General features: G+C 73.3%; 19 protein-coding genes and 1 tRNA gene. 9 read left to right on the top strand and 11 right to left on the bottom strand.

Annotated elements, in window-relative coordinates:
• Positions 1 to 32 precede the first annotated feature (32 nt).
• On the top strand, positions 33 to 2,021 hold the full coding sequence (locus tag ACQP17_RS24160; protein WP_433858155.1) for a transglycosylase domain-containing protein: 1,989 nt from the start codon (positions 33 to 35) through the stop codon (positions 2,019 to 2,021).
• A gap of 84 nt (positions 2,022 to 2,105) precedes the next feature.
• Here ACQP17_RS24160 and def read toward each other — a convergent pair whose 3' ends face one another.
• The 6 genes from def to ACQP17_RS24130 form a co-directional block, all read right to left on the bottom strand.
• Entirely contained in the window at positions 2,106 to 2,750 is a 645-nt protein-coding gene (gene def / locus ACQP17_RS24155; RefSeq protein ID WP_433858154.1) for a peptide deformylase, read from the bottom strand.
• Between the two features lie 68 nt (positions 2,751 to 2,818).
• Positions 2,819 to 3,817 carry a tetratricopeptide repeat protein gene (locus tag ACQP17_RS24150; protein WP_433858153.1) on the bottom strand — a complete coding sequence of 333 codons (999 nt, stop codon included), beginning with the start codon at positions 3,815 to 3,817 and terminating at the stop codon, positions 2,819 to 2,821.
• Between the two features lie 430 nt (positions 3,818 to 4,247).
• On the bottom strand, positions 4,248 to 5,603 hold the full coding sequence (locus ACQP17_RS24145; protein ID WP_433858152.1) for an HD-GYP domain-containing protein: 1,356 nt from the start codon (positions 5,601 to 5,603) through the stop codon (positions 4,248 to 4,250).
• Positions 5,600 to 7,033 (bottom strand): HD-GYP domain-containing protein, encoded by a 1,434-nt coding sequence (locus tag ACQP17_RS24140; RefSeq protein ID WP_433858151.1) that lies wholly within the window; start codon positions 7,031 to 7,033, stop codon positions 5,600 to 5,602. The genes ACQP17_RS24145 and ACQP17_RS24140 overlap by 4 nt, the downstream gene beginning before the upstream one ends.
• A gap of 189 nt (positions 7,034 to 7,222) precedes the next feature.
• The gene (gene rsrA / locus ACQP17_RS24135) at positions 7,223 to 7,621 is read right to left on the bottom strand and encodes a mycothiol system anti-sigma-R factor (protein ID WP_433858150.1); all 399 of its coding nucleotides are present in this window, start codon (positions 7,619 to 7,621) and stop codon (positions 7,223 to 7,225) included.
• On the bottom strand, positions 7,618 to 8,313 hold the full coding sequence (locus tag ACQP17_RS24130) for a sigma-70 family RNA polymerase sigma factor (RefSeq protein ID WP_433859994.1): 696 nt from the start codon (positions 8,311 to 8,313) through the stop codon (positions 7,618 to 7,620). The genes rsrA and ACQP17_RS24130 overlap by 4 nt, the downstream gene beginning before the upstream one ends.
• A gap of 390 nt (positions 8,314 to 8,703) precedes the next feature.
• Between ACQP17_RS24130 and ACQP17_RS24125 the strand changes: the two genes are divergently transcribed.
• Positions 8,704 to 9,294: a helix-turn-helix domain-containing protein gene (locus tag ACQP17_RS24125; protein ID WP_433858149.1), complete on the top strand. Its 591-nt coding sequence runs from the start codon at positions 8,704 to 8,706 to the stop codon at positions 9,292 to 9,294.
• A 23-nt stretch (positions 9,295 to 9,317) separates the two neighbouring features.
• On the opposite strand, the gene ACQP17_RS24120 is transcribed toward ACQP17_RS24125, so the two are convergent.
• The gene (locus ACQP17_RS24120; RefSeq protein WP_433858148.1) at positions 9,318 to 9,965 is read right to left on the bottom strand and encodes an alpha/beta hydrolase family protein; all 648 of its coding nucleotides are present in this window, start codon (positions 9,963 to 9,965) and stop codon (positions 9,318 to 9,320) included.
• A 136-nt stretch (positions 9,966 to 10,101) separates the two neighbouring features.
• Entirely contained in the window at positions 10,102 to 10,944 is an 843-nt protein-coding gene (locus ACQP17_RS24115; protein ID WP_433858147.1) for an SOS response-associated peptidase, read from the bottom strand.
• 35 nt (positions 10,945 to 10,979) lie between these two features.
• On the opposite strand from ACQP17_RS24115, the gene ACQP17_RS24110 reads away from it, so the two are divergent.
• The 4 genes from ACQP17_RS24110 (at position 10,980) to ACQP17_RS24095 (ending at position 14,718) form a co-directional block, all read left to right on the top strand.
• Positions 10,980 to 11,693 (top strand): M50 family metallopeptidase, encoded by a 714-nt coding sequence (locus ACQP17_RS24110; protein WP_433858146.1) that lies wholly within the window; start codon positions 10,980 to 10,982, stop codon positions 11,691 to 11,693.
• A 165-nt stretch (positions 11,694 to 11,858) separates the two neighbouring features.
• On the top strand, positions 11,859 to 13,223 hold the full coding sequence (aroA, locus tag ACQP17_RS24105) for a 3-phosphoshikimate 1-carboxyvinyltransferase (RefSeq protein ID WP_433858145.1): 1,365 nt from the start codon (positions 11,859 to 11,861) through the stop codon (positions 13,221 to 13,223).
• Positions 13,224 to 13,235: 12 nt separating this feature from the next.
• Entirely contained in the window at positions 13,236 to 14,243 is a 1,008-nt protein-coding gene (gene rsgA / locus ACQP17_RS24100; protein WP_433858144.1) for a ribosome small subunit-dependent GTPase A, read from the top strand.
• Between the two features lie 151 nt (positions 14,244 to 14,394).
• Entirely contained in the window at positions 14,395 to 14,718 is a 324-nt protein-coding gene (locus tag ACQP17_RS24095; RefSeq protein ID WP_189104712.1) for a DMT family transporter, read from the top strand.
• Positions 14,719 to 14,755: 37 nt separating this feature from the next.
• On the opposite strand, the gene ACQP17_RS24090 is transcribed toward ACQP17_RS24095, so the two are convergent.
• On the bottom strand, positions 14,756 to 15,487 hold the full coding sequence (locus ACQP17_RS24090; protein ID WP_433858143.1) for a TetR/AcrR family transcriptional regulator: 732 nt from the start codon (positions 15,485 to 15,487) through the stop codon (positions 14,756 to 14,758).
• Between the two features lie 177 nt (positions 15,488 to 15,664).
• On the opposite strand from ACQP17_RS24090, the gene hisN reads away from it, so the two are divergent.
• Both hisN and ACQP17_RS24080 read left to right on the top strand, forming a co-directional pair.
• Positions 15,665 to 16,468 (top strand): histidinol-phosphatase, encoded by an 804-nt coding sequence (hisN, locus tag ACQP17_RS24085; RefSeq protein ID WP_433858142.1) that lies wholly within the window; start codon positions 15,665 to 15,667, stop codon positions 16,466 to 16,468.
• A gap of 152 nt (positions 16,469 to 16,620) precedes the next feature.
• Positions 16,621 to 17,022 (top strand): CBS domain-containing protein, encoded by a 402-nt coding sequence (locus ACQP17_RS24080; RefSeq protein ID WP_189104572.1) that lies wholly within the window; start codon positions 16,621 to 16,623, stop codon positions 17,020 to 17,022.
• A 188-nt stretch (positions 17,023 to 17,210) separates the two neighbouring features.
• Here the strand turns inward: ACQP17_RS24080 and ACQP17_RS24075 are convergent, their stop codons facing one another.
• Positions 17,211 to 18,674 (bottom strand): catalase, encoded by a 1,464-nt coding sequence (locus tag ACQP17_RS24075; RefSeq protein ID WP_433858141.1) that lies wholly within the window; start codon positions 18,672 to 18,674, stop codon positions 17,211 to 17,213.
• A gap of 160 nt (positions 18,675 to 18,834) precedes the next feature.
• On the opposite strand from ACQP17_RS24075, the gene ACQP17_RS24070 reads away from it, so the two are divergent.
• Positions 18,835 to 19,254, top strand: a complete 420-nt coding sequence (locus ACQP17_RS24070; protein ID WP_364883609.1) for a Fur family transcriptional regulator — start codon at positions 18,835 to 18,837, stop codon at positions 19,252 to 19,254.
• Positions 19,255 to 19,612: 358 nt separating this feature from the next.
• On the opposite strand, the gene ACQP17_RS24065 is transcribed toward ACQP17_RS24070, so the two are convergent.
• Positions 19,613 to 19,686, bottom strand: a tRNA-Met gene (locus tag ACQP17_RS24065).
• Between the last annotated feature and the right edge of the window lie 79 nt (positions 19,687 to 19,765).

Raw genomic sequence — 19,765 nt, 5'->3', positions numbered from 1 at the left:
ACGTGCGCCGGGGCCACCACATCTACGCGGATATGAAGGGCACGAAGGGGCGTCGTCGGTTCATCGACTATCCGCGTCAGGGACGCGAAGGTCCACGCCGGTGGCTGCCGTCATGGAGACAGTGGCTGAGCGCCGTCGCGCTCGGCGTGGGCTGCCTGGCGGGGTTGTTCGCCGTGGTCTACGCAAAGGTCGACATACCGGGCGAGAACGCGCTCGCCGGTCAGGAGGCCTCCGTCTATTACTGGGCGGACGGCAGTCAGATGGTGAGCGTGGGCGCCGTCAACCGGCAGAATGTCACCCTCGACAAGGTGCCCGACTCCGTCGAGAATTCCGTGATCTCGGCGGAGAACGCCAGCTTCTACAGCGACTCCGGCATTTCGCTCCAGGGCATCGGCCGGGCACTCGTCGCGATGGTGTCGGGCGGGGACACCCAGGGCGGCTCCACCATCACCCAGCAGTACGTGAAGAACACCTATCTCTCGCAGGACCAGACGATCACCCGCAAGGTGAAGGAATTCGTCATCTCGCTGAAGGTGAGCAACCAGAAGTCCAAGCAGGACATTCTGCGCGGATACCTCAACACCAGCTGGTTCGGCCGCGGTTCCTACGGCATCCAGGCGGCCGCCCACGCGTATTACGGCATCGACGTCAAGCAGCTGAACCCCAGCCAGAGTGCGCTGCTGGCGGCCCTGCTGAAGGGCTCCGAGCAGTACGACCCGGGGATGGGCAAGGCCAATCACGCGCGGGCGGTGGCCCGCTGGAAGTGGATACTCGACCGGCAGGTCGCCACCGGGAAGATGAGCGCCCGGGAACGCGCGACATACAAAACCTTCCCCGAACCCCGCGCACTGACCAAACCCACCAGCCAGGCCGGCCAGACCGGTTATCTCGTCGATATCGCCAACAAGTTCATCAAGGCCGACACCGGTCTGACCGACAAGGACCTGGCACGCGGCGGATACCGCATCCACACCACCTTCGACAAACAGCGCACCCGCCGTCTGGAAAAGGCCGTCACCGACGTGCGCCGCAGCACCCTCGACCCGAAACGGCGCGCCGAGGACGCCTTCGTGGAATTCGGCGCCGCGTCGGTCCGCCCCGAGGACGGCGCGATCGTCGCGCTCTACGGGGGCACGGACGCCACCCGGCACTTCAGCAACAACGCGGACACCACCGCCGTCCCGGCCGGATCCGCCTTCAAGCCGTTCGTGCTGGCGGCGGCGCTCCAGCGGCAGACCGACGAGCCGGCGCCCGAGGCCTCGGCCACCACGGCACCGGCCACCGGCCCGGCCCCCGCGGACACCGACCGGGCCCTGCCGCTGGTGCTGCGCCGGGCGCTGCTGAAGGGCAAGAACCCGCCGTTCGTCCAGGCCGGCAAGGAGCTGGGACTGAAGCCGATCCGGGATCTGGCGGTGGCCTCCGGCCTGCGCAAGGAGAGCATGGCGCGCCTGGAACAGACCTTCCCGCTGGGCACCTCGGCCCCCAGCGCGGTCCGGATGGCGAGCGCCTACACCACCTTCGCCAACGGCGGGCGGCACACCGACCCCTACGCGGTGACCTCCCTCACCCACCACGGACGCCCGGTCCCCGCGCCGCACCGCCCCGCGCCGCACCAGGTCCTGGACGCCGGGGTCGCCCAGCAGGTGTCCGGGGCCCTGGAGGAGGTGGGCCTGCGGGCGCTGGGAACGGACGACGACACCGCGGCGAAGCGGCCGGTCGCGGCCGGTCGCACCGAGCCGGGCGACCGGATGAAGTCGGCGTGGTTCATCGGCGGACCGCCGGCCGGTGTCCCGGACCTCGGCAAGGACCCCGGCACCGGGGCGGGCGGCGAGGACCGCTTCCGGCCCGGCCGGGTGCCCACCGCCGCCGACCGCGACGAGCCGACCACCGCCGTCACCATGTTCCGCAACAAGCCGGGCGCCCCCGACCTGCTGCCGATGCAGGGCGTCGGCGGCGCGGACAGTGAGCTGGGCACGGCCATCCCGCCGAAGATCTGGAGCGCCTACCGGCAGGCGCCGTGAACGGCGGCGGGCGCCCGGCCGGTGAGCCGGGCGCCCGTGCGTCCGCGTCGTCGGCCGACGGTCGTGACCGTCAGGCGGCAGCCGTCAGTCGTTGGCGACGACGGGGTAGCGGGGCTCCCGCTCGGCCATCTGCTGGAGCGCGTCCTTGCGCTCCCGCTTGCTGAGGCGGTCGATGTAGAGATAGCCGTTGAGGTGGTCGGTCTCGTGCTGGAGGCAGCGCGCGAAGTAGCCGGTGCCCCGGATCACGACCGGCCGGCCCTTGGCGTCCTGCCCGCGGACCACGGCGTAGTCGGGGCGGGCCAGCTCGGCGTAGGCACCGGGCACGGACAGGCAGCCCTCGTTGGAGTCGTCCAGGACGCGGCGCTCGGCCGGCAGCTCGTCCACGACGGGGTTGCAGACCGCGCCGACGTGCCGGACGCCCTCGTCGTCCAGGCAGTCGTAGACGAAGACCTTCAGGTCCACACCGATCTGGTTCGCGGCCAGGCCCACCCCCTCGGCGGTGCGCTGGCTGGCGAACATGTCGTCGATGAGCCGGCCGAGCTCCTCGTCGAACGCCGTGACGTCCTTGCACTCCTTGTGGAGCACCGGGTTGCCGACGACCGTGATCGGCCGCGAGGTGCCCCGCTCACGGTGGGCCTCCTCCCGCTCCCCGGCATCGGTGACGTCGTCGATGAACGCCTCGTCCACGCGCTGGTCACCTTCTTGATCGAACACAGGCTGCTGGGCCATCTCCGCCGTACGCCTTCCTGAAAACCCTGGTTAGTCGCCCTACAGCCTACGGGGAGCCCGCCCGGCTCTCAGCAGACCTCTTCCAGATCCCGCCATTCCCGGGTGTCCGGGCTGTCCGCGACCCAGCCGTCCAGCAGCCCGCGCACCAGGGCGGACGGCGCCGCGATGCCGCATTCGCGCTCCGGCACCCACAGGGAGCCCGAGCCCGCGGTGCGGTGCCCCAGCGGCCCGGGGTGGCCGGGCTCGCTGTGGTCGTGCGGGTCCAGATGCTCGCCGTCGCCCTCGTCGCTGGGCATCCGGCTCTCCGAGCACGTACGGCACAGCAGCCGTACCGAGGACGACCAGTCCTCGGCGGCGAAGCCCGCGTCGGCCGCCAGCCGCTCCAGGGCGTCCCGGTCGGCCTCCGAGGCGGCCTCCAGGAGCACCACCCAGGTGGGGACCGGGGAGGGCGCCCACAGCTCGATCTCGTCGAAGACCGGATAGGCCCGGGTGGCGCCGTCGGCGCTGACGGTGGTCCGCTCGCCGTGCGGGACGCCGTCGTGCAGCACCACCTCGCCCCAGCGGCGCCCGGAGGACGGCAGCGGGATCGACAGCACCTCGATACGGGCCGGGTCCAGCCGGCGGCCCCAGACGACCTCGGCCTCGCCCTCCGGGGAGAGCCGGACGGCGGCGCTGCCCAGCGCCATACCGAGCGGTTCGCCGGACGGGGAGCCGTCGCCGGGCACCTTCAGGCCGTACGCCTGCCAGGCCCGGCGGGCCAGCGGCCAGTCCTGCAGGGCCGTGGCGGCGATGCCCACGTTCCACCAGTCGGGCGCCCCGGACTCGCGGTCCAGCAGCGCCACCGCGCGCAGACCGGCCGCCCGGGCCTGCTCCCAGTCGTGCCGGAACTTGTGCAGGAGGGCGAGATTGAACCAGGACTCCGAAAGCCACGGCTCCATGTCCGCGGCGCGCGTCAGCAGCGCCCCCGCGTCCTCGTAACGGCCGTCGCCGATCAGCGTGAAAGCGCGGTCGGTCGCCTGCCGCCACGAGGCGGAGGGCCGGTGCCGTACCTTGCCGAAGATCCTCACGATTCCCGCCTGCTGGTTGCTCTTGATTGCCGCCGGGGAGGTCTCCCCGGGCGGCGCCCGGGGCCTTCCGGGGGGCCTACTCGACAACCTGCCACAGATTGCCGCCGGGCTCAGCCCGGTTTGCCGCTCCCCTGCGGCTCCTTGCCCTTCGCGGACCCCCTGAATCCCCCTGGAAGGGGCTTCCTTCGCATCCAACCATGCCCATCTCGGCGGCCGCTCATTACCCATGGGTTCCCGAACCTCGGGCGCACGGCGCCCGACCGGGGGCGGGGAAGGGGCGGCGGGGCGGCGTCCGGGGCCCGCCGGAGCCCGTCCCCGGGCGGTCCGCGGCCCGTGGGCCCCCGCGAAGGGCGGCGCGCGGCGAAACGGCCCTCCACCGGCCACGGAGCGGGTGCGGGCCCTCCGGTGCGGCCCGCCGCAGTCGGCCATCTCACACCGCGCGGCCCTCGCACGCCAGGACCCGCGCCAGCGCCTCGACGACCCGGGGTTCGTGATCCCGCGCGGTGGCCAGCCGCAGCCGCTCCAGGGCGTGCAGCGCGCCGCCCGGCCCCGCGGAGCCGCCCGACAGGTCGTCGTAGGCGTTGACGGTGCGGACGATACGCGCCGTGACCGGCTGGTCCCGGAACGGATCCGCCTGCCGCTCGACGATCACCGCGACCTCCGCGGGCGCCCCGGTCTGCCGGACAACGGCACCGCCCAGCAGCGCGATCCGGCGCTGCCGTTCGGGCGGCAGCGGGGCGGTCGCCCCGTCCGGGACCGGGTCCACCAGCGAGAGCTGACCGATGTCGTGCAGCAGGGCGGCGTGTTCGAGCACGTCCAAGTCCGGGCCGTGCAGCCCCATTTCCCGGCCCACGGCGCGGCTGAGCGCGGCCACCCGGCGGGCGTGGCCGTGCGGGGTGTAGCCGGCGATCTCGGTGGAGCGGGCCAGCGAGGCGAGGGTCTGGCGGTAGGTGGCGCGCACCGCGGCGTAGCGCCGGAAGGCGAACTGGGTCAGCAGCAGCGGCAGACAGAAGACCGGCAGCGCCCACAGCCCGACGACCGCGGTGGCCAGCGCGATCACCACGCCGGTGGCGCAGATCGCCGAGCCGATCCCGGGCAGCGCCCGCAACTCGTCACGCAGCAGCGGCCCGTACGGCCAGCCGGTACGGGCCCGGGCCAGCGCCGCCGCCAGCACCGCGTCGCACAGCGCGGTCAGCGCCATCAGGGCGATCATGAAGAGCGGGTAGAACGGCCCGGAGGCCACCCAGGTGTGCAGCGTCCCGGTGTTGTAGAGGGGCTGGAAGCAGGTGGCGGCGAAGCCGATGCTCAGCACCCGGCGGGCGAGATGGTCCGGCCCCGGCCCCGCCCCGCGCGCCAGCTGCCGCACGAGCCCGACCAGCCCGGCCGCCAGGACCACGGCCACGACCTGCGCGACGCCGTGCGTCGTGGGCCGGCCGCCGACCGCGCCGAGCAGCGCGTAGGCCAGGGCCCCGGCCGCACCGAGCGGGGCGCCCTCCCGCTCCCCCGGCGACCGCCCGGCCCCGGCCGCGCTCCCGGAGCCCACCAGCTCCCCCACCGCGATCAGCACCCCGAAGGCCAGCGCGATCCCGGGCTGGTGCAGGCCGCCCCACAGGGTGTGGCCGAGCGACCAGCCCGCCAGGGCGGCGGCCGGGACGTAGACCGCGGCGACGACGGCGCGGGCGCCGCAGGACGGCGCCCCGGCGCGCGGCGCACCGCCGGGCGGGCCGTCCGCCGCCGGGCGCACGCCGGGCCCGCGGCGCCGGGGGTCGCCCCGGGCGCCACTCACCGGGCGCCGTCCCGTCCGGCCTCTTCGGGCCGCGGCCCGGGCGGCACCATCGCGTGCCGGCCGCCGCCGGCCGGCTCCTCGCCGCCGCGCGGTACGCCGTCGCCGTCCCGCGGGGCGCCGGGCTCCGCCCCGGCCGCCGTCACCAGCTCCGGGTGCCAGCCGTGCCGGTCCAGGGAGGCCGCCAGCGCCCGGACCATCCGCGGGTCGAACTGCGCCCCGGCGCACCTGCGCAGCTCCTCGACGGCCGCCGGCACCGGCCGGGCCCGCCGGTAGGAACGGGTCGACGTCATCGCGTCGAAGGCGTCGGCGACCGCCACCACCCGTGCGTACTCCGGAATCTGATGCCCTCTCAGTCCGTACGGGTAGCCGCGGCCGTCCAGCCGCTCGTGGTGGTGCAGGATGGCCGACCGCGCCTCGCCCAGGAAGCCGATGCCGCGCACGATCTCGTGCCCGTATTCGGGGTGCAGCTCGATGACCCGGCGCTCCTGCGGCGTCAGTGGGCCCTCCTTGCGCAACAGCCGGGTGGGGACGCCGAGTTTGCCGACGTCGTGCAGGATCCCGGCGAACCGCAGCACCTCCACGCGGTCCTCCGCCATGCCCAGCTCGCGGGCGATCATCACCGAGGCGCGCCCGACCCGTTCGCTGTGGCCGCGGGTGTAGCGGTCCTTGATGTCGACGGCCTGCACGAGGGCGCGCAGGGTGGCCTGATGGGCGGCGCGTTCGCGGTGGCACCGGGCGAAGACCCAGCAGGACAGGCACATCGGCAGCAGCACCAGCAGCGCCGCCGGCGGCCCGTACGAGCTGCGCCACAGCACCGCCATCATCAACCCGGCCAGCCCGTGCACCAGATGCGGCCCCAGGGAACGGGTCAGCAGCCCGCGCCAGGCGGTGCGCACGGGGTGCCGCTCGGCGGCGACCAGCACCCCGCCGTCGAGCACCGCCAGCACCGCGCAGAAGGCCGCCGCGGCGGCCGCGGCAGGCAGCAGCAGGAGGGGGAACTGCGGTGCGGACAGCGGAGGGTGGCCGCCGGTGAGCCGGAAGACCTGGGCGGCCGACCAGCACGCCGGTGCGAGTGCGGCGGCGTGCCAGAGCCTGCGGGCGCCGGCCGGGCGGTCCTCGACCGGTCCGGTCAGCGCCCCGGGGACGGCGGTCAGCGCGGCCAGCGGCGGCGGCAGCAGACAGACTCCGGCCAGCAGGACCGGGCTGGCCCAGCCGGCCGGAAAGCTCGCGGGCCCCGCGGCGGACGGCGCCCGGCCGCCCACCGGCGGGCAGCGGCGCGCCTGTTCGCACAGCGCGTACACCAGGGCCAGGGCCAGGGTGCTGCTCCAGGGGGCGCCGGCGCCGAGGCGTATCGCGGGGGCGGCACACAGCGCCGCGGCCAGTGCGACGGCGCCGATATAGCCTCGCGCGGCCGCCGGAAGTCCCCGCATCGCGCCCTCCTCGTCGAACCCACCGCTGGCGCCCGCGCTCCGGAGGAGCCGGGACGGTCCGTGCGCGCCGCCTCGGCGGTGCGCTCGGGTCGGTGAGAATAGACGGGCTGGAGGGCCCCGGAAGGGGCATCGGGAAATCGAGCGGGACGAATCGCCCCGCCCCTCACCCCTTAGGGTGACGTGCTGCGGTTATTCGCTGCGCGCGGCCTCGGTCCGTGCATCTGCCGGACCGGCCTCGGCGGAACCGGCGCCGCCGGCCCCGGCGTCCGCCTGCTCGCGCTGCGCCTGTTCCCGCTTGGCCTGTTCGAGCACGCTCACCTCGGGCACGGTCTCCCCGGCCCGGATGAGGTCGATCCGGCCCATCACCTTGGACCGCAGATCGGTGGGCACGTCGTCATGGCCGCAGCAGCGCTTGACGAGCTTCTTGACGGCCTGCTCCAGGCCGTACTTCTCCAGGCACGGCGAGCACTCGTCGAGGTGCACCTGGAAATCTGCGCACTCCCCCTCCGGCATCTCCCGGTCGAGATACTCGTAGAGGTGATCGAGGACCTCGGAGCAGTCCTTCTCGTGCGGCTCTCCGCAGCTCATGATCCCGAGCCTTTCCGGTCGTGCGACTCCGACGTCCGCGCGGCCTGCGGGTCCGCAGCCCCCGCCCCGGCCGGGACCAGCCCGCGCTCACGGGCGTAATCCTCCAGCATGCCGCGCAGTTGGCGGCGGCCGCGGTGCAGTCGGGACATCACCGTGCCGATGGGTGTCCCCATGATGTCCGCGATCTCCTTGTAGGCAAACCCCTCGACATCCGCGAGGTAGACCGCGATGCGGAACTCCTCGGGGATGGCCTGGAGGGCGGCCTTCACATCGGAGTCGGGGAGGTGGTCCAGCGCCTGCGACTCGGCCGAGCGCAGCCCCGTCGACATGTGCGACTCGGCGCGCGCCAGCTGCCAGTCCTCGATCTCCTCGGCGGCGCTGCGCTGCGGCTCGCGCTGCTTCTTGCGATAGGAGTTGATGAAGGTGTTGGTCAGGATGCGGTACAGCCAGGCCTTGAGATTGGTGCCCTCACGGAACTGGTGGAAGGACGCGTACGCCTTGGCATACGTCTCCTGCACCAGGTCCTCGGCGTCGGCCGGGTTACGGGTCATCCGCAGCGCGGCGGAGTACATCTGGTCCAGGAAGGTCAGCGCGTCCCGCTCGAAGCGCGCGTTGCGCTCGGCGGGGCTCTCCTGAGCCCTCTCCTCTGCCGTGCCGTCGGTCCCCTCGTCGGTACCGGTGACCGGACCCACCTCCTCCAACACCGTCGTGGTTCCGGATGCGGACCCACCCGATTCGGAGAATAGACGACGATCCGGTGCCGCCGCCGCTCGGGCAAGGGCGGGCCGGCTCACCTGCGTCTGCGACCACGACAGATCGGCGGCCGGGCGGGCCGGGCAAGCGATTCCCATGCGGCGAACTCCCATTCCTCGTGCTGGACCGGACGTACTCGGGCTACGACAGGCACAACAGCCCTGCCCGCCGCGGCATTCCCGCTCCGCCGGCACCGCTTTCCCGCGCCTGTCCCGCACCTGTCCCGCTGCCTTCCCGGGCCGGCCGGACGCCCCCACGGGCACACCCGGCGCCCTCCTGCCCGCGCCCCAGGGCTTGACAAACCGGCTTGCCGCTTCGGCAATGGAGAGGTGACCGATGACGCGTACGCGCATGTGCTCGCGGCGGTGGGCCCCCGGCTGCGGCGGCTGCGGCAGGAGCGCGGGGTGACCCTGACCGCGCTGTCCCAGGCGACCGGCATCTCGGTGAGCACCCTGTCGCGTCTGGAGTCCGGCGGCCGCAAGGCCACCCTCGAACTGCTGCTGCCCCTGGCGCAGGCCCATCAGGTGCCGCTGGACGAGCTAGTGGGGGCGCCGGAGGTGGGCGATCCGCGGGTGCGCGCGGCACCGCTGCGGCGGGCGCACCTGACCGCGGTGCCGCTGACCCGCCAGCCGGGCGGACTCCAGGCGTTCAAGCTGGTCATGGACCCGGTCACCGGCCCGCCCGAGCAGCGCACGCACGAGGGGTACGAGTGGCTGTACGTGCTGTCCGGGCGGCTGCGGCTGCTGCTGGCCGACCGCGAGGTGGAGCTGCGGGCCGGGGAGGCGGCGGAGTTCGACACCCGGCTGCCGCACTGGTTCGGGCCCGCGGGCGGCGCGCCCGTGGAGTTGCTGAGCCTGTTCGGCAGTCAGGGCGAGCGGATGCACATCCGGGCCCGTCCGCGCGGGCGTGGCGGGGACTGACCCGCCCGGCGGCGGCACGTGCGTCAGCCGAACATGCCGTCCAGCCAGGAGGCCACCGCGTCCGTGAGCCGGTCCATCGACTCCGCCTCGCCGACGCCCGCCTTCTTCGGGACCGCGAAACCGTGGTCCCCGTGGGCGATCTCGGTCAGCTCCGTGCCCGGCGGGAACTCCTCGGGCCGTCCGAACGGGTCCCGGCCGCCCTGGACGACCAGCGTCGGCACCCCGGCACCGGTCAGCTCCTGCGCCCGCGACTTCTCCGGCTTGCCCGGAGGGTGCAGCGGGAAGCTCAGCGCCAGGACGGCCTGGGCGCCCAGTTCCCGTGCCGTCCGGCAGGCCACCCGGGCCCCGGCGCTGCGGCCGCCGGCGACCACCGGCAGCCCCGGCTTCTCCAGCGCCGGCCACAGCGCGGTCCACGCGGCATCGAGGGTCTTCGGCGCGGGCGCCACCTTCCGGCCCGCCACCCGCCACGGCTGCTCGACCAGCGCCACGGTGTAGCCGCGGGCCGGCAGCGCGGCCGCCAGGGCCCGCAGGTCGCGCGCCTCGATGCCGCCGCCGGCCCCGTGACTCACCGCCACCACGGCCCGGGCCGGCTCCGCCTCGCGGTGCCAGGTGATCCGGGCGTCGCCCGCCGGTGTCCCGACCGTCTCGGTCTCCCTCGCCGCTGTGCTCATGCCGGAACCTCGCTTCACTGGACCTCGCCGTCACCCGGCGCGCACCGTGCGACCGGGGTCCCGGGCGCCGCGCCGCTCACCGCCCATCCTGCCCGCGCCCCGGCCCGGACGGCACCGCAGCACGCCCGCCTGCGCCTCAGAACAGCGTGCCGACCTCCGGGCCGTCCAGCTCGGTGACCAGCTCGGGCCCGTTGTTGCGGACGTTGCTGACCTCGGTCGGCACCGGGTAGGCCCGCATCAGCCCGGCCGGCGGCGGCGCCAGCAGCGTCCGCAGCTCGTCGGGGTCGGTCCGGGCGGGGTCGAGCCAGGCGTCCCAGCGGTCCGGGGTCAGCACCAGCGGCATCCGGGGGTGGATGTCGGCCAGCGCCTGCGGCCCCTCGCCACCGTCCGCCCCGGCCAGCGGGGTGGTCTCGGCCTCGGTGGTGACGACCGTGCAGGTCACCCACCAGGCCAGCGGGTGGTCGCCGGGCAGGGTGGCGTCCCGCCAGAACTCGTACAGACCGGCCAGTGCCATCACCGAGCCGTCCGCCGGGGTCACGAAGTACGGCTGCTTGCGGGGCCGCTTCTTCTTGCCCTGCTCCTCCAGCTGCCGCTCCGCGGGGTCGGTGACCCACTCGAAGTAGCCGTCGCCGGGGAGCAGGCAGCGGCGGGCCGTGAAGGCCTGCCGGAACGACGGCTTCTCGTGCACCGTCTCGGCCCGGGCATTGATCATCTTCGCGGCGCCCGCGGGTGATGTCGACCACGACGGCACCAGGCCCCACTTCAGCGCCCGCAGCTGGCGCACCGGCCCGCCCTGGGGACCCGAGGAGAACGCCTCGGCCGCCGGGCCCTTGAGGGGACGTTCCAGCACCGCGTGCACCGGGTCCGTCGGTGCCACGTTCCAGCTGGGCGCCAGGGTCTCCGTCGGCTCCCACTGCTGGACGCCGAATATTCCCACCAGGTCCTCGGGGCGACGGCTCGCCGCATACCTACCGCACATGCATGCCACACTGCCATGCCACACGAAGGGGAGACATGGACACCGACCACCTCACCGACATATGGAGCCGGATCTTCGGGACCCAGCCCGCCCCCTCCCTCTGGCTCGTGATCATCACGGCGGTGCTGGCGCTGGGCGCGGTCGTCCCGCACACCGCCTGGCGGCTCGCGCGCAACGCCGTCACCATCGCGCACGAGGGCGGGCACGGGCTGATCGCACTGCTGACCGGCCGCCGCCTCGACGGCATCCGGCTGCACTCGGACACCTCGGGTCTGACCGTCTCCCGGGGCAAGCCCACCGGCCTGGGCATGGTGCTCACCGCCGCGGCCGGCTACATCGCCCCCTCCCTGCTGGGCCTGGCCGGCGCCGCGCTGCTCGCCGCCGGGCACATCACGGCGCTGCTGTGGGGCGCCACCCTGCTGCTGCTGGCGATGCTGGTCATGATCCGTAACGCCTACGGCGTCCTCACCGTCGTCCTGGCCGGCGCCGCGTTCGTACTGGTCTCCTGGCTGACGACGCCCCAGGTGCAGGCGGCGTTCGCCTACGTGGTGGTGTGGTTCCTGCTGCTGGGCGGGGTGCGGCCGCCGTTCGAGCTGATGGGCAAGCGGCGCCGGGGCGGCGCGCCGGACTCCGACCCCGATCAGCTGGCGCGCCTGACGCACGTCCCGGCCGCCGTCTGGCTCGGCCTCTTCCACGTGGTGACGCTGTGCTCCCTGATCGGGGGCGGGCGCTGGCTGCTGGGCCTGTGACCCCTGCGGCGGGTGACCGGCAACCGGCCGGCACCCACGCCGCCGGGCGATCCGGCGGCCCCCGTCCCACCCTGTGGACGGCCGCATTACCAGTGCCGTGTTTCGCAGGGGTTGCGCCGCTTTTGATCAAGATCGGCACCCCTGCCCAGCCATTAAAGTAAAGGCATGACCGAGAGCCCCGCACACCCCGCCCTGTGGCCCGCCCCCCTCGCATCCGGTGCCGTCGACGCCACCGTCACCGTGCCCGGCTCCAAATCGGTCACCAACCGCGGCCTGGTGCTGGCCGCCCTCTCCTCCGAGCCCGGCTGGCTGCGCCGCCCGCTGCGCTCCCGCGACACCCTGCTGATGGCCGAGGCGCTGCGCACCCTCGGCGTCGGCATCGAGGAGACCGCGTCCTCCAGCTCCACCGGCGCCGCGGGCGGGCCCGGCGGCGGTGAGGCCTGGCGGGTCATCCCCGCCGGGCTGCACGGCCCGGCCACCGTCGACGTGGGCAACGCCGGCACGGTCATGCGCTTCCTGCCCCCGGTCGCCGCGCTCGCCGACGGCCCGATCCGTTTCGACGGCGATCCGCGCTCCTACGAGCGCCCGCTCGGCGGCGTGATCGAGGCGCTGCGCACCCTGGGCGCCCGGATCGACGACGACAACCGCGGCGCGCTGCCGATGACGGTCTTCGGCGGCGGCGCCCTGGAGGGCGGCCCGGTCGAGATCGACGCGTCCTCGTCCTCGCAGTTCGTCAGCGCCCTGCTGCTGTCCGCGCCGCGCTTCAACCAGGGCGTCGAGGTCCGGCACGTGGGCGCGGCGCTGCCGTCCATGCCGCACATCCGGATGACCGTCGACATGCTGCGCAGCGTCGGCGCCCAGGTGGACACCCCGGAGGCGGGCGGCGAGCCGAACGTCTGGCGGGTCACCCCCGGCGCCCTGCTCGGCCGCGATCTGGTCGTCGAGCCGGATCTGTCCAACGCCCAGCCGTTCCTGGCCGCGGCGCTGGTCACCGGCGGCCGGGTCACCGTCCCGGACTGGCCCGCGCACACCACCCAGCCCGGTGACGCGCTGCGCGAGATCTTCACCACCATGGGCGGCTCCTGCGAACTGACCGACCGGGGGCTGACCTTCACCGGCAGCGGCCGGATCCACGGCATCGACGTCGACCTGAGCGAGGTCGGCGAGCTGACCCCGGGCATCGCCGCGGTCGCCGCGCTGGCCGACTCCCCCTCCACGCTGCGCGGGGTGGCCCATCTGCGGCTGCACGAGACCGACCGGCTGGCCGCGCTCACCAAGGAGCTCAACGAGCTCGGCGGCGATGTCACCGAGACCGCGGACGGCCTGCACATCCGGCCCCGCCCCCTGCACGGCGGGATCTTCCACACCTACGAGGACCACCGGCTGGCCACCGCCGCGGCGATCCTCGGACTGGCCGTCGAGGGCGTGGAGGTGGAGAACGTCGCCACCACCGCCAAGACCCTGCCGGACTTCCCCGCGATGTGGACGGACATGCTCGATCCGGCGGCCGTCCCCGCCCGGAGAGTCTGAGGTCCGGCCGCCATGCGCCGCTACGGCAAGAACCCCGACGAGGACGACATCCGCGTCCGGCCCAACCCCAAGGGCAACCGTCCCCGCACCAACATCCGTCCCAAGCACGCGGACGCCGGCGAGGGCCTGGTCCTCACCGTCGACCGCGGCCGGCTGACCTGCCTCATCGACGGCCGCACGGTCACCGCGATGAAGGCCCGCGAACTGGGCCGCAAGAGCGCGGTGGTCGGCGACCGGGTCGCCGTAGTCGGCGATCTGACCGGCGCCAAGGACACCCTCGCCCGGATCGTGCGGGTCGAGCCGCGCACCTCGACGCTGCGCCGTACGGCCGACGATGACGACCCGTTCGAGCGGGTCGTGGTCGCCAACGCCGACCAGCTCGCCATCGTCACCGCGCTCGCCGACCCCGAGCCGCGCCCCCGGCTGATCGACCGCTGCCTGGTCGCCGCCTACGACGCGGGCCTCGACCCGCTGCTGGTGCTGACCAAGTCCGATCTGGCGTCCGCCGACGGCCTGCTGGAGTCCTACGGCGCCCTCGGTGTCCCCTACATCGTCACCAACCGCGACGAACTCGCCGACGGCAGCGCCGCCGACCGGGTACGGGCCGGTCTGGCGGGCCGGATGACGGCATTCGTCGGACACTCCGGCGTGGGCAAGACCACCCTGGTCAACGCCCTGGTCCCGGAGCACCGCCGGGCCACCGGCCATGTCAACGCGGTCACCGGCCGCGGCCGGCACACCACCACCTCCGCGCTGGCGCTCCCGCTGCCCGGCGGCTCGGGCTGGGTCATCGACACCCCGGGCGTACGGTCCTTCGGACTGCACCACGTCGACCCGTCCCGGGTCATCCACGCCTTCCCGGACCTGGAGCCCGGCACCGCCGGCTGCCCGCGTGCCTGCAGCCACGACGAGCCGGACTGCGCCCTGGACGAGTGGGTCACCGACGGCCATGCCGACCCGGCCCGGCTTTACTCCCTGCGGCGTCTGCTGGCCACCCGGGAGCGACGCGAGGGCGACTGACCGCCGACGTTTGCCGCCGGCCGCGCACGGTAAAGGCATAATCACACCGAGGCCGGCGCAGGGGCCGTTCAGGCCCGAGCGCCCGACGGGACCCGAACGAGTGATTCCGACGTTCCGTCGCCGCCCACCCAACTGACGGAGGCATGCGGACATGGCGTGGCTGCTGGTCGTGGTGGCGGGGATCCTGGAGACCGGCTTCGCCGTGTGCCTCAAGCTGTCGCACGGCTTCACCCGCCTGTTCCCCACCATCGCCTTCGCGGCCTTCGCCCTCGGCAGCTTCGGTCTGCTGACCCTGGCGCTGCGCAAGCTCGACGTCGGCCCGGCGTACGCGGTGTGGACCGGGATCGGCGCGGCCGGCACGGCGATCTACGGCATGGTCTTCCTCGGCGACCTGGTCTCGACCCTGAAGCTCGTCTCCATCAGCCTGGTCATCATCGGCGTGATCGGACTGCAGCTGTCGGGCTCGGCGCACTGAGCCGGCGCCCCGCCCCACCCCTCTCCCTGACGCCTCGTCATCCCCCGTCGCCCGGACGCCCGCCGGCCGTCATCCGGAGGAAGGCGCTCCGTACGAGATGGGACACCGCCTCGGTGTCCGGCTCCCGGCGCGACCGCCGCGGTACGCGCCCCGGTGCCGCCGGGGCCCCCGTGGCCGGCGGGGCGAGCACGCAGGACAGGGTCAGCCGCGCCGCGGCCTCGCAGGCGCTGTCCAGGGCGGGCAGCTCCTCCTCGGGCCAGCCGGGCCGCAGCGCCGCGACGGCCTGGTCACAGAAGCGGCCGACGAACTCGGCGGGCCCGGGAAGCGGCCCCTCGCCGGGCGTCGCGGCGCGCGGCGCGGGCACGCCGGGACGGGGCGCCCCGTCCGGGCGAGGGCCCGCGGGCGCCGTCGGGACGGACGGCAGCCGGTCCTCCCAGCAGCCGGTCAGGGCGGCTCTGACCAGCGGGTTGGCGCGTGCGGTGCGCAGCGTCCAGGCGGCCGCGGCCACCACCCGGCCCGCCGCGTCACCCCGCCCACCGCCCGCCGGGGCGCGCCGCGAGAGCGCCCGCGCCACCCCGGCCAGGCAGTTGTCGGTCTCACGGCGGACGAGGGCGCGGGCCAGCCCCTCCTTGCTGCCGAACTCGTTGTAGAGGGTCTGTCGGGAGACCCCGGCGGCGGCCGCGACCTCGACCATCCGCACGGCCGTCCAGGGCCGGTCCGTCAGCGCCGTGTACGCGGCGTCCAGCAAGGATTCACGCGCTGCGGGCATCCGTCGCCTCCCCGGGCCGACCGGCCCGGCCGGCCGGTGTGCGCACAGAATTGACGGGGCGCCAGATGCTGTCAAGGGTCGCCGCGGCCGCTCCCCGGCGGCCGGGCCCGGCGCGTCACACGCCCGGCGGCGCATGGCCGTGTGGCTCCCGCCCATACCAGTGGATACTGTTCGCACATGCCCGACTATCACGATGATCTTCGCCTCGGCCATGTCCTCGCGGACGCCGCGGACGCCGCCACCATGGAGCGCTTCAAGGCCCTCGACCTCAAGGTCGAGACGAAACCGGACATGACGCCGGTGAGCGAGGCGGACAAGGGCGCCGAGGAGCTGATCCGCAGCCAGCTCCAGCGGGCCCGGCCACGGGACGCGGTGCTCGGCGAGGAGTTCGGCAGCGAGGGCACGGGATCGCGCCGCTGGATCATCGACCCGATCGACGGCACCAAGAACTACGTCCGCGGGGTGCCGGTCTGGGCCACGCTGATCGCGCTGATGGAGCGCGGTGAGGGCGGCGACCGCCCGGTGGTCGGCATCGTCTCCGCACCGGCGCTCAACCGCCGCTGGTGGGCCGCCGAGGGCCTGGGCGCCTTCACCGGCCGCAGCCTCACCTCCGCGAGCCGGCTGCAGGTCTCGAAGGTCGGCCGCATCCAGGACGCGTCGTTCGCGTACTCCTCGCTGACCGGCTGGGAGGAGCGCGGCAAACTGCCCGGCTTCCTCGACCTGAGCCGGGACTGCTGGCGAACCCGCGGCTACGGCGACTTCTGGCCGTACATGATGATCGCCGAGGGTTCGGTGGACATCTGCGCGGAGCCGGAGCTGTCGCTGTGGGACATGGCGGCCTGCGCGGTGGTCGTCAGCGAGGCCGGCGGGCGGTTCTCCGGCCTCGACGGGAAGCCGGGTCCGCACAGCGGCAACGCGGCGGCCTCCAACGGTCTGCTGCACGAGGATCTGCTGAGTTATCTCGGCGACTCCACCCACTGACCTGCACAAACAGCCGCTATTCGGACATTCATCCAGCACTTACCCCTTGTTGCCGCACCCGAGGCATGTGAACATGAGAATCCCCCACTTTGTGAACTTGTGAATCTCTTCGCAAGACACATTCACCAAGGAGGTGGCTCCCTTCCATGCCCATGCACGTCAAAGACGCCATGAGCACGGTGGTCCTCACCATCGGGCCCGCTCACACCCTCCGTCAGGCGGCACAGCTGATGGCGGCCCGCCGCATCGGCGCGGCCGTGGTCCTCGACAGCGACACCAGCGGCATCGGCATCCTCACCGAACGCGACATCCTCAACTCGCTCGGCGCGGGCGAGAATCCCGACCGGGAGACCGCCCAGACGCACACCACCCCGGACGTGGTCTTCGCCGCCCCGGACTGGACCCTGGAGGACGCCGCGGAGGCCATGGTGCGCGGCGGCTTCCGCCACCTGATCGTGCTCAATGACCAGGAACCGGTCGGCGTGGTGTCCGTGCGCGACATCATCCGCATCTGGTCGACCACCACGGAGCGGGCCCGCGCCGTGCCCGCCTGAAGGGCCGCGCGTCCCCTCGGCCGGGCACACGAAGAGGCCGGAGCCCCATGGCATCCGGCCTCTTCGGCTGTGACGGCAAGCGGCAGTTGAGCGAGCCCCGCGACGCGCGACCACCCCGGCGACGACCGGGGGACCGGGGGTGCCTCCCGGCGTCAAACCGGGAGGCACCCGCCGCGGAAGGGGACCGCTCAGCCGCGCAGCGCCTGGACCGCGGCCTCCAGCCGCTTGCCGTAGTCCGCGTCCGCCTTGCGGAAGTTCTCGATCGCCCGCTGCGCGATGTCGTCGCGGGAGACCTGCGAGATGAAGCCCGCGAGGTTGTCGATCAGACGCGACTTCTCGTCCTCCGACATCAGGCGGTAGAGGTCACCGGCCTGCACGAAATCGGTGTCCTCGGCGTGCGAGGGCGCCTCCTGCTCGCCGGTGGGACCGGCCACGGTGGCCGGCTGCCACAGCGGACGGCCGGTCTCGGCCGGGCCGCCGAAGCTGTTGGGCTCGTAGTTCTTGCGGCCCGCGTGACGGCCGTCGTAGAGCACGCCGTCACGGCCGTGGGTGCGCGCCTCGGCGGCGTGCGGGCGGTTCACCGGCAGGTGGTCGGCGTTGATGCCGACGCGGTAGCGGTGGGCGTCGCCGTACGCGAACAGGCGCCCCTGCAGCATCTTGTCGGGGGACGGGCCGATGCCCGGCACGAAGTGGTGCGGGGAGAAGATCGACTGCTCGACCTCGGCGAAGATGTTCTCCGGGTTGCGGTTGAGCTCCAGCTTCCCGATCTCGATCGGCGGGTAGTCCTCGTGCGGCCAGACCTTGGTCAGGTCGAACGGGTTGAAGCGGTAGGAGGCCGCCTCGTCCGCGGGCATGATCTGCACCTGCACCGTCCAGGACGGGAACTCGCCCCGCTCGATGGACTCCCGCAGGTCCCGCTGGTGACTGTCCGGGTCGAGCCCGGAGGTCTCGGCGGCCTCGGAGGTGGTGAGGTTCTTGATGCCCTGGTCGGTCTTGAAGTGGTACTTGACCCAGAAGACCTCGCCGGCCTCGTTGTTCCACTGGAAGGTGTGCGAGCCGTAGCCGTTCATGTGGCGGTACGAGGCGGGGATGCCGCGGTCGCCGAACAGCCAGGTCACCTGGTGGGTGGACTCGGGCGACAGACCCCAGAAGTCCCAGACGTTGTCCGCCTCCTGCGAGCCGGTGTACGGGTCGCGCTTCTGGGTGTGGATGAAGTCCGGGAACTTAATGGCGTCCTTGATGAAGAACACCGGGGTGTTGTTGCCGACGAGGTCGTAATTGCCCTCTTCGGTGTAGAACTTCAGCGCGAAACCGCGCGGGTCACGCACCGCGTCGGCCGAGCCGAGGTTGCCCGCGACGGTGGAGAAGCGCAGGAACGTCTCCGTCTGCTTGCCCACCTCGGACAGGAAGTGGGCGCGGGTGTACCTGGTCACATCCGCGGTCACGGTGAACGTGCCGTAGGCGGCGGCGCCCCGCGCGTGCACGATGCGCTCCGGGATGCGCTCACGGTTGAAGTGCGCGAGCTTTTCGATCAGGAGCTGGTCCTGGATGAGGCCGGGACCGCCGGCGCCGGCGGTCTCACTGTTCTGGTTGTCCCCGACCGGAGCCCCGGACTCCGTGGTCAGCGGTCCGGTGGTGCTCTCTACCGACACGTGCGCCTCCTGAAAAGTCTTCTCCACCTGCCTTGGCTTCCGCCGATCACGATCCTACATTGGACAATGTCTAAGTCAAGAAGAATGCGAAATCGGTACTCGATCCGGTGATGGACCTACCACTGCTACCCTGGCTTTATCTGACTGATGGGTGAATGGCATGAGTGACCTGCTGGAACGGCTCCGGGGACGCGGCTGGCGGCTGACCGCGCAGCGACGCGTCGTCGCCGAGGTCCTCGACGGGGACCACGTCCACTACACGGCCGACGAGGTGCACGCGCGGGCCTCCGACCGGCTCCCCGAGATCTCCCGCGCCACGGTCTACAACACCCTGGGCGAGCTGGTCTCGCTCGGTGAGGTGCTCGAGGTGAGCACCGACGGCCGGGCCAAGCGCTACGACCCCAACGCGCACCACGACCACCAGCACCTCGTCTGCTCGCGGTGCGGCACGATCCGTGACGTCCACGTCCAGGGCGACCCGCTCTCCGCGCTGCCCGAGCCGGAGCGCTACGGCTTCCAGGTCTCCGAGGTCACCGTCACCTACCGGGGCATCTGCCCCACGTGCAGCGGCCCGTCCTGACCCCGTGGGGCACCGGCTCGCTCCCGGGCCGCCCCCGTCGCACCACATGCGGTACGACCCGCCGAGCCCGCGCCCACCCGGCCGCGGGCTCCTTCGCGTGCCCGGCCCGCCCGCCGGTCCCACCGCTGTCGTCACCCGCCCACGCGTCCGCACACGGGCACCCCTGCCCACACACCGCCCGGCCGAATCCGGCAGGACGCCGCACCGCCGGAGCACGACACTTTCCGGCCACCGTGCGCACCGCGCCAGGGCCGGTCCGCCCAGCGGAGGACAGCCGGCCGAAGGCAGTTGGCACCGCACCCGGAGGGCGACATGACGAAGGCCCGGACTCCCATGGAATCCGGGCCTTCGTCTTCAGTAGCGGGGACAGGATTTGAACCTGCGACCTCTGGGTTATGAGCCCAGCGAGCTACCGAGCTGCTCCACCCCGCGCCGTTGTGTCTTTACTCTAACCCCGGCCCGACGACCAGCGCAAATCCCTTCCGCACGCCCCGGGGGCCGCCACAGGGCG

Source organism: Streptomyces kronopolitis (genome assembly GCF_050953795.1).
In the GTDB taxonomy this organism is placed as follows: Bacteria; Actinomycetota; Actinomycetes; order Streptomycetales; family Streptomycetaceae; genus Streptomyces; species Streptomyces kronopolitis_A.
The sequence above is the reverse complement of the archived record's forward strand: the minus strand, read 5'-3'. Positions and strand labels throughout refer to the sequence as shown.

Coding starts and splice junctions, on each gene's coding strand:
- ACQP17_RS24070 (WP_364883609.1), top strand. CDS start 18,835: ATGAGTGACCTGCTGGAACGGCTCCGGGGACGCGGCTGGCGGCTGACC.
- ACQP17_RS24115 (WP_433858147.1), bottom strand. CDS start 10,944: ATGTGCGGTAGGTATGCGGCGAGCCGTCGCCCCGAGGACCTGGTGGGA.
- hisN (WP_433858142.1), top strand. CDS start 15,665: ATGCCCGACTATCACGATGATCTTCGCCTCGGCCATGTCCTCGCGGAC.
- aroA (WP_433858145.1), top strand. CDS start 11,859: ATGACCGAGAGCCCCGCACACCCCGCCCTGTGGCCCGCCCCCCTCGCA.
- rsrA (WP_433858150.1), bottom strand. CDS start 7,621: ATGAGCTGCGGAGAGCCGCACGAGAAGGACTGCTCCGAGGTCCTCGAT.
- ACQP17_RS24140 (WP_433858151.1), bottom strand. CDS start 7,033: ATGCGGGGACTTCCGGCGGCCGCGCGAGGCTATATCGGCGCCGTCGCA.
- rsgA (WP_433858144.1), top strand. CDS start 13,236: ATGCGCCGCTACGGCAAGAACCCCGACGAGGACGACATCCGCGTCCGG.
- ACQP17_RS24095 (WP_189104712.1), top strand. CDS start 14,395: ATGGCGTGGCTGCTGGTCGTGGTGGCGGGGATCCTGGAGACCGGCTTC.
- def (WP_433858154.1), bottom strand. CDS start 2,750: ATGGCCCAGCAGCCTGTGTTCGATCAAGAAGGTGACCAGCGCGTGGAC.
- ACQP17_RS24160 (WP_433858155.1), top strand. CDS start 33: ATGAAGGGCACGAAGGGGCGTCGTCGGTTCATCGACTATCCGCGTCAG.
- ACQP17_RS24090 (WP_433858143.1), bottom strand. CDS start 15,487: ATGCCCGCAGCGCGTGAATCCTTGCTGGACGCCGCGTACACGGCGCTG.
- ACQP17_RS24120 (WP_433858148.1), bottom strand. CDS start 9,965: ATGAGCACAGCGGCGAGGGAGACCGAGACGGTCGGGACACCGGCGGGC.
- ACQP17_RS24080 (WP_189104572.1), top strand. CDS start 16,621: ATGCACGTCAAAGACGCCATGAGCACGGTGGTCCTCACCATCGGGCCC.
- ACQP17_RS24110 (WP_433858146.1), top strand. CDS start 10,980: ATGGACACCGACCACCTCACCGACATATGGAGCCGGATCTTCGGGACC.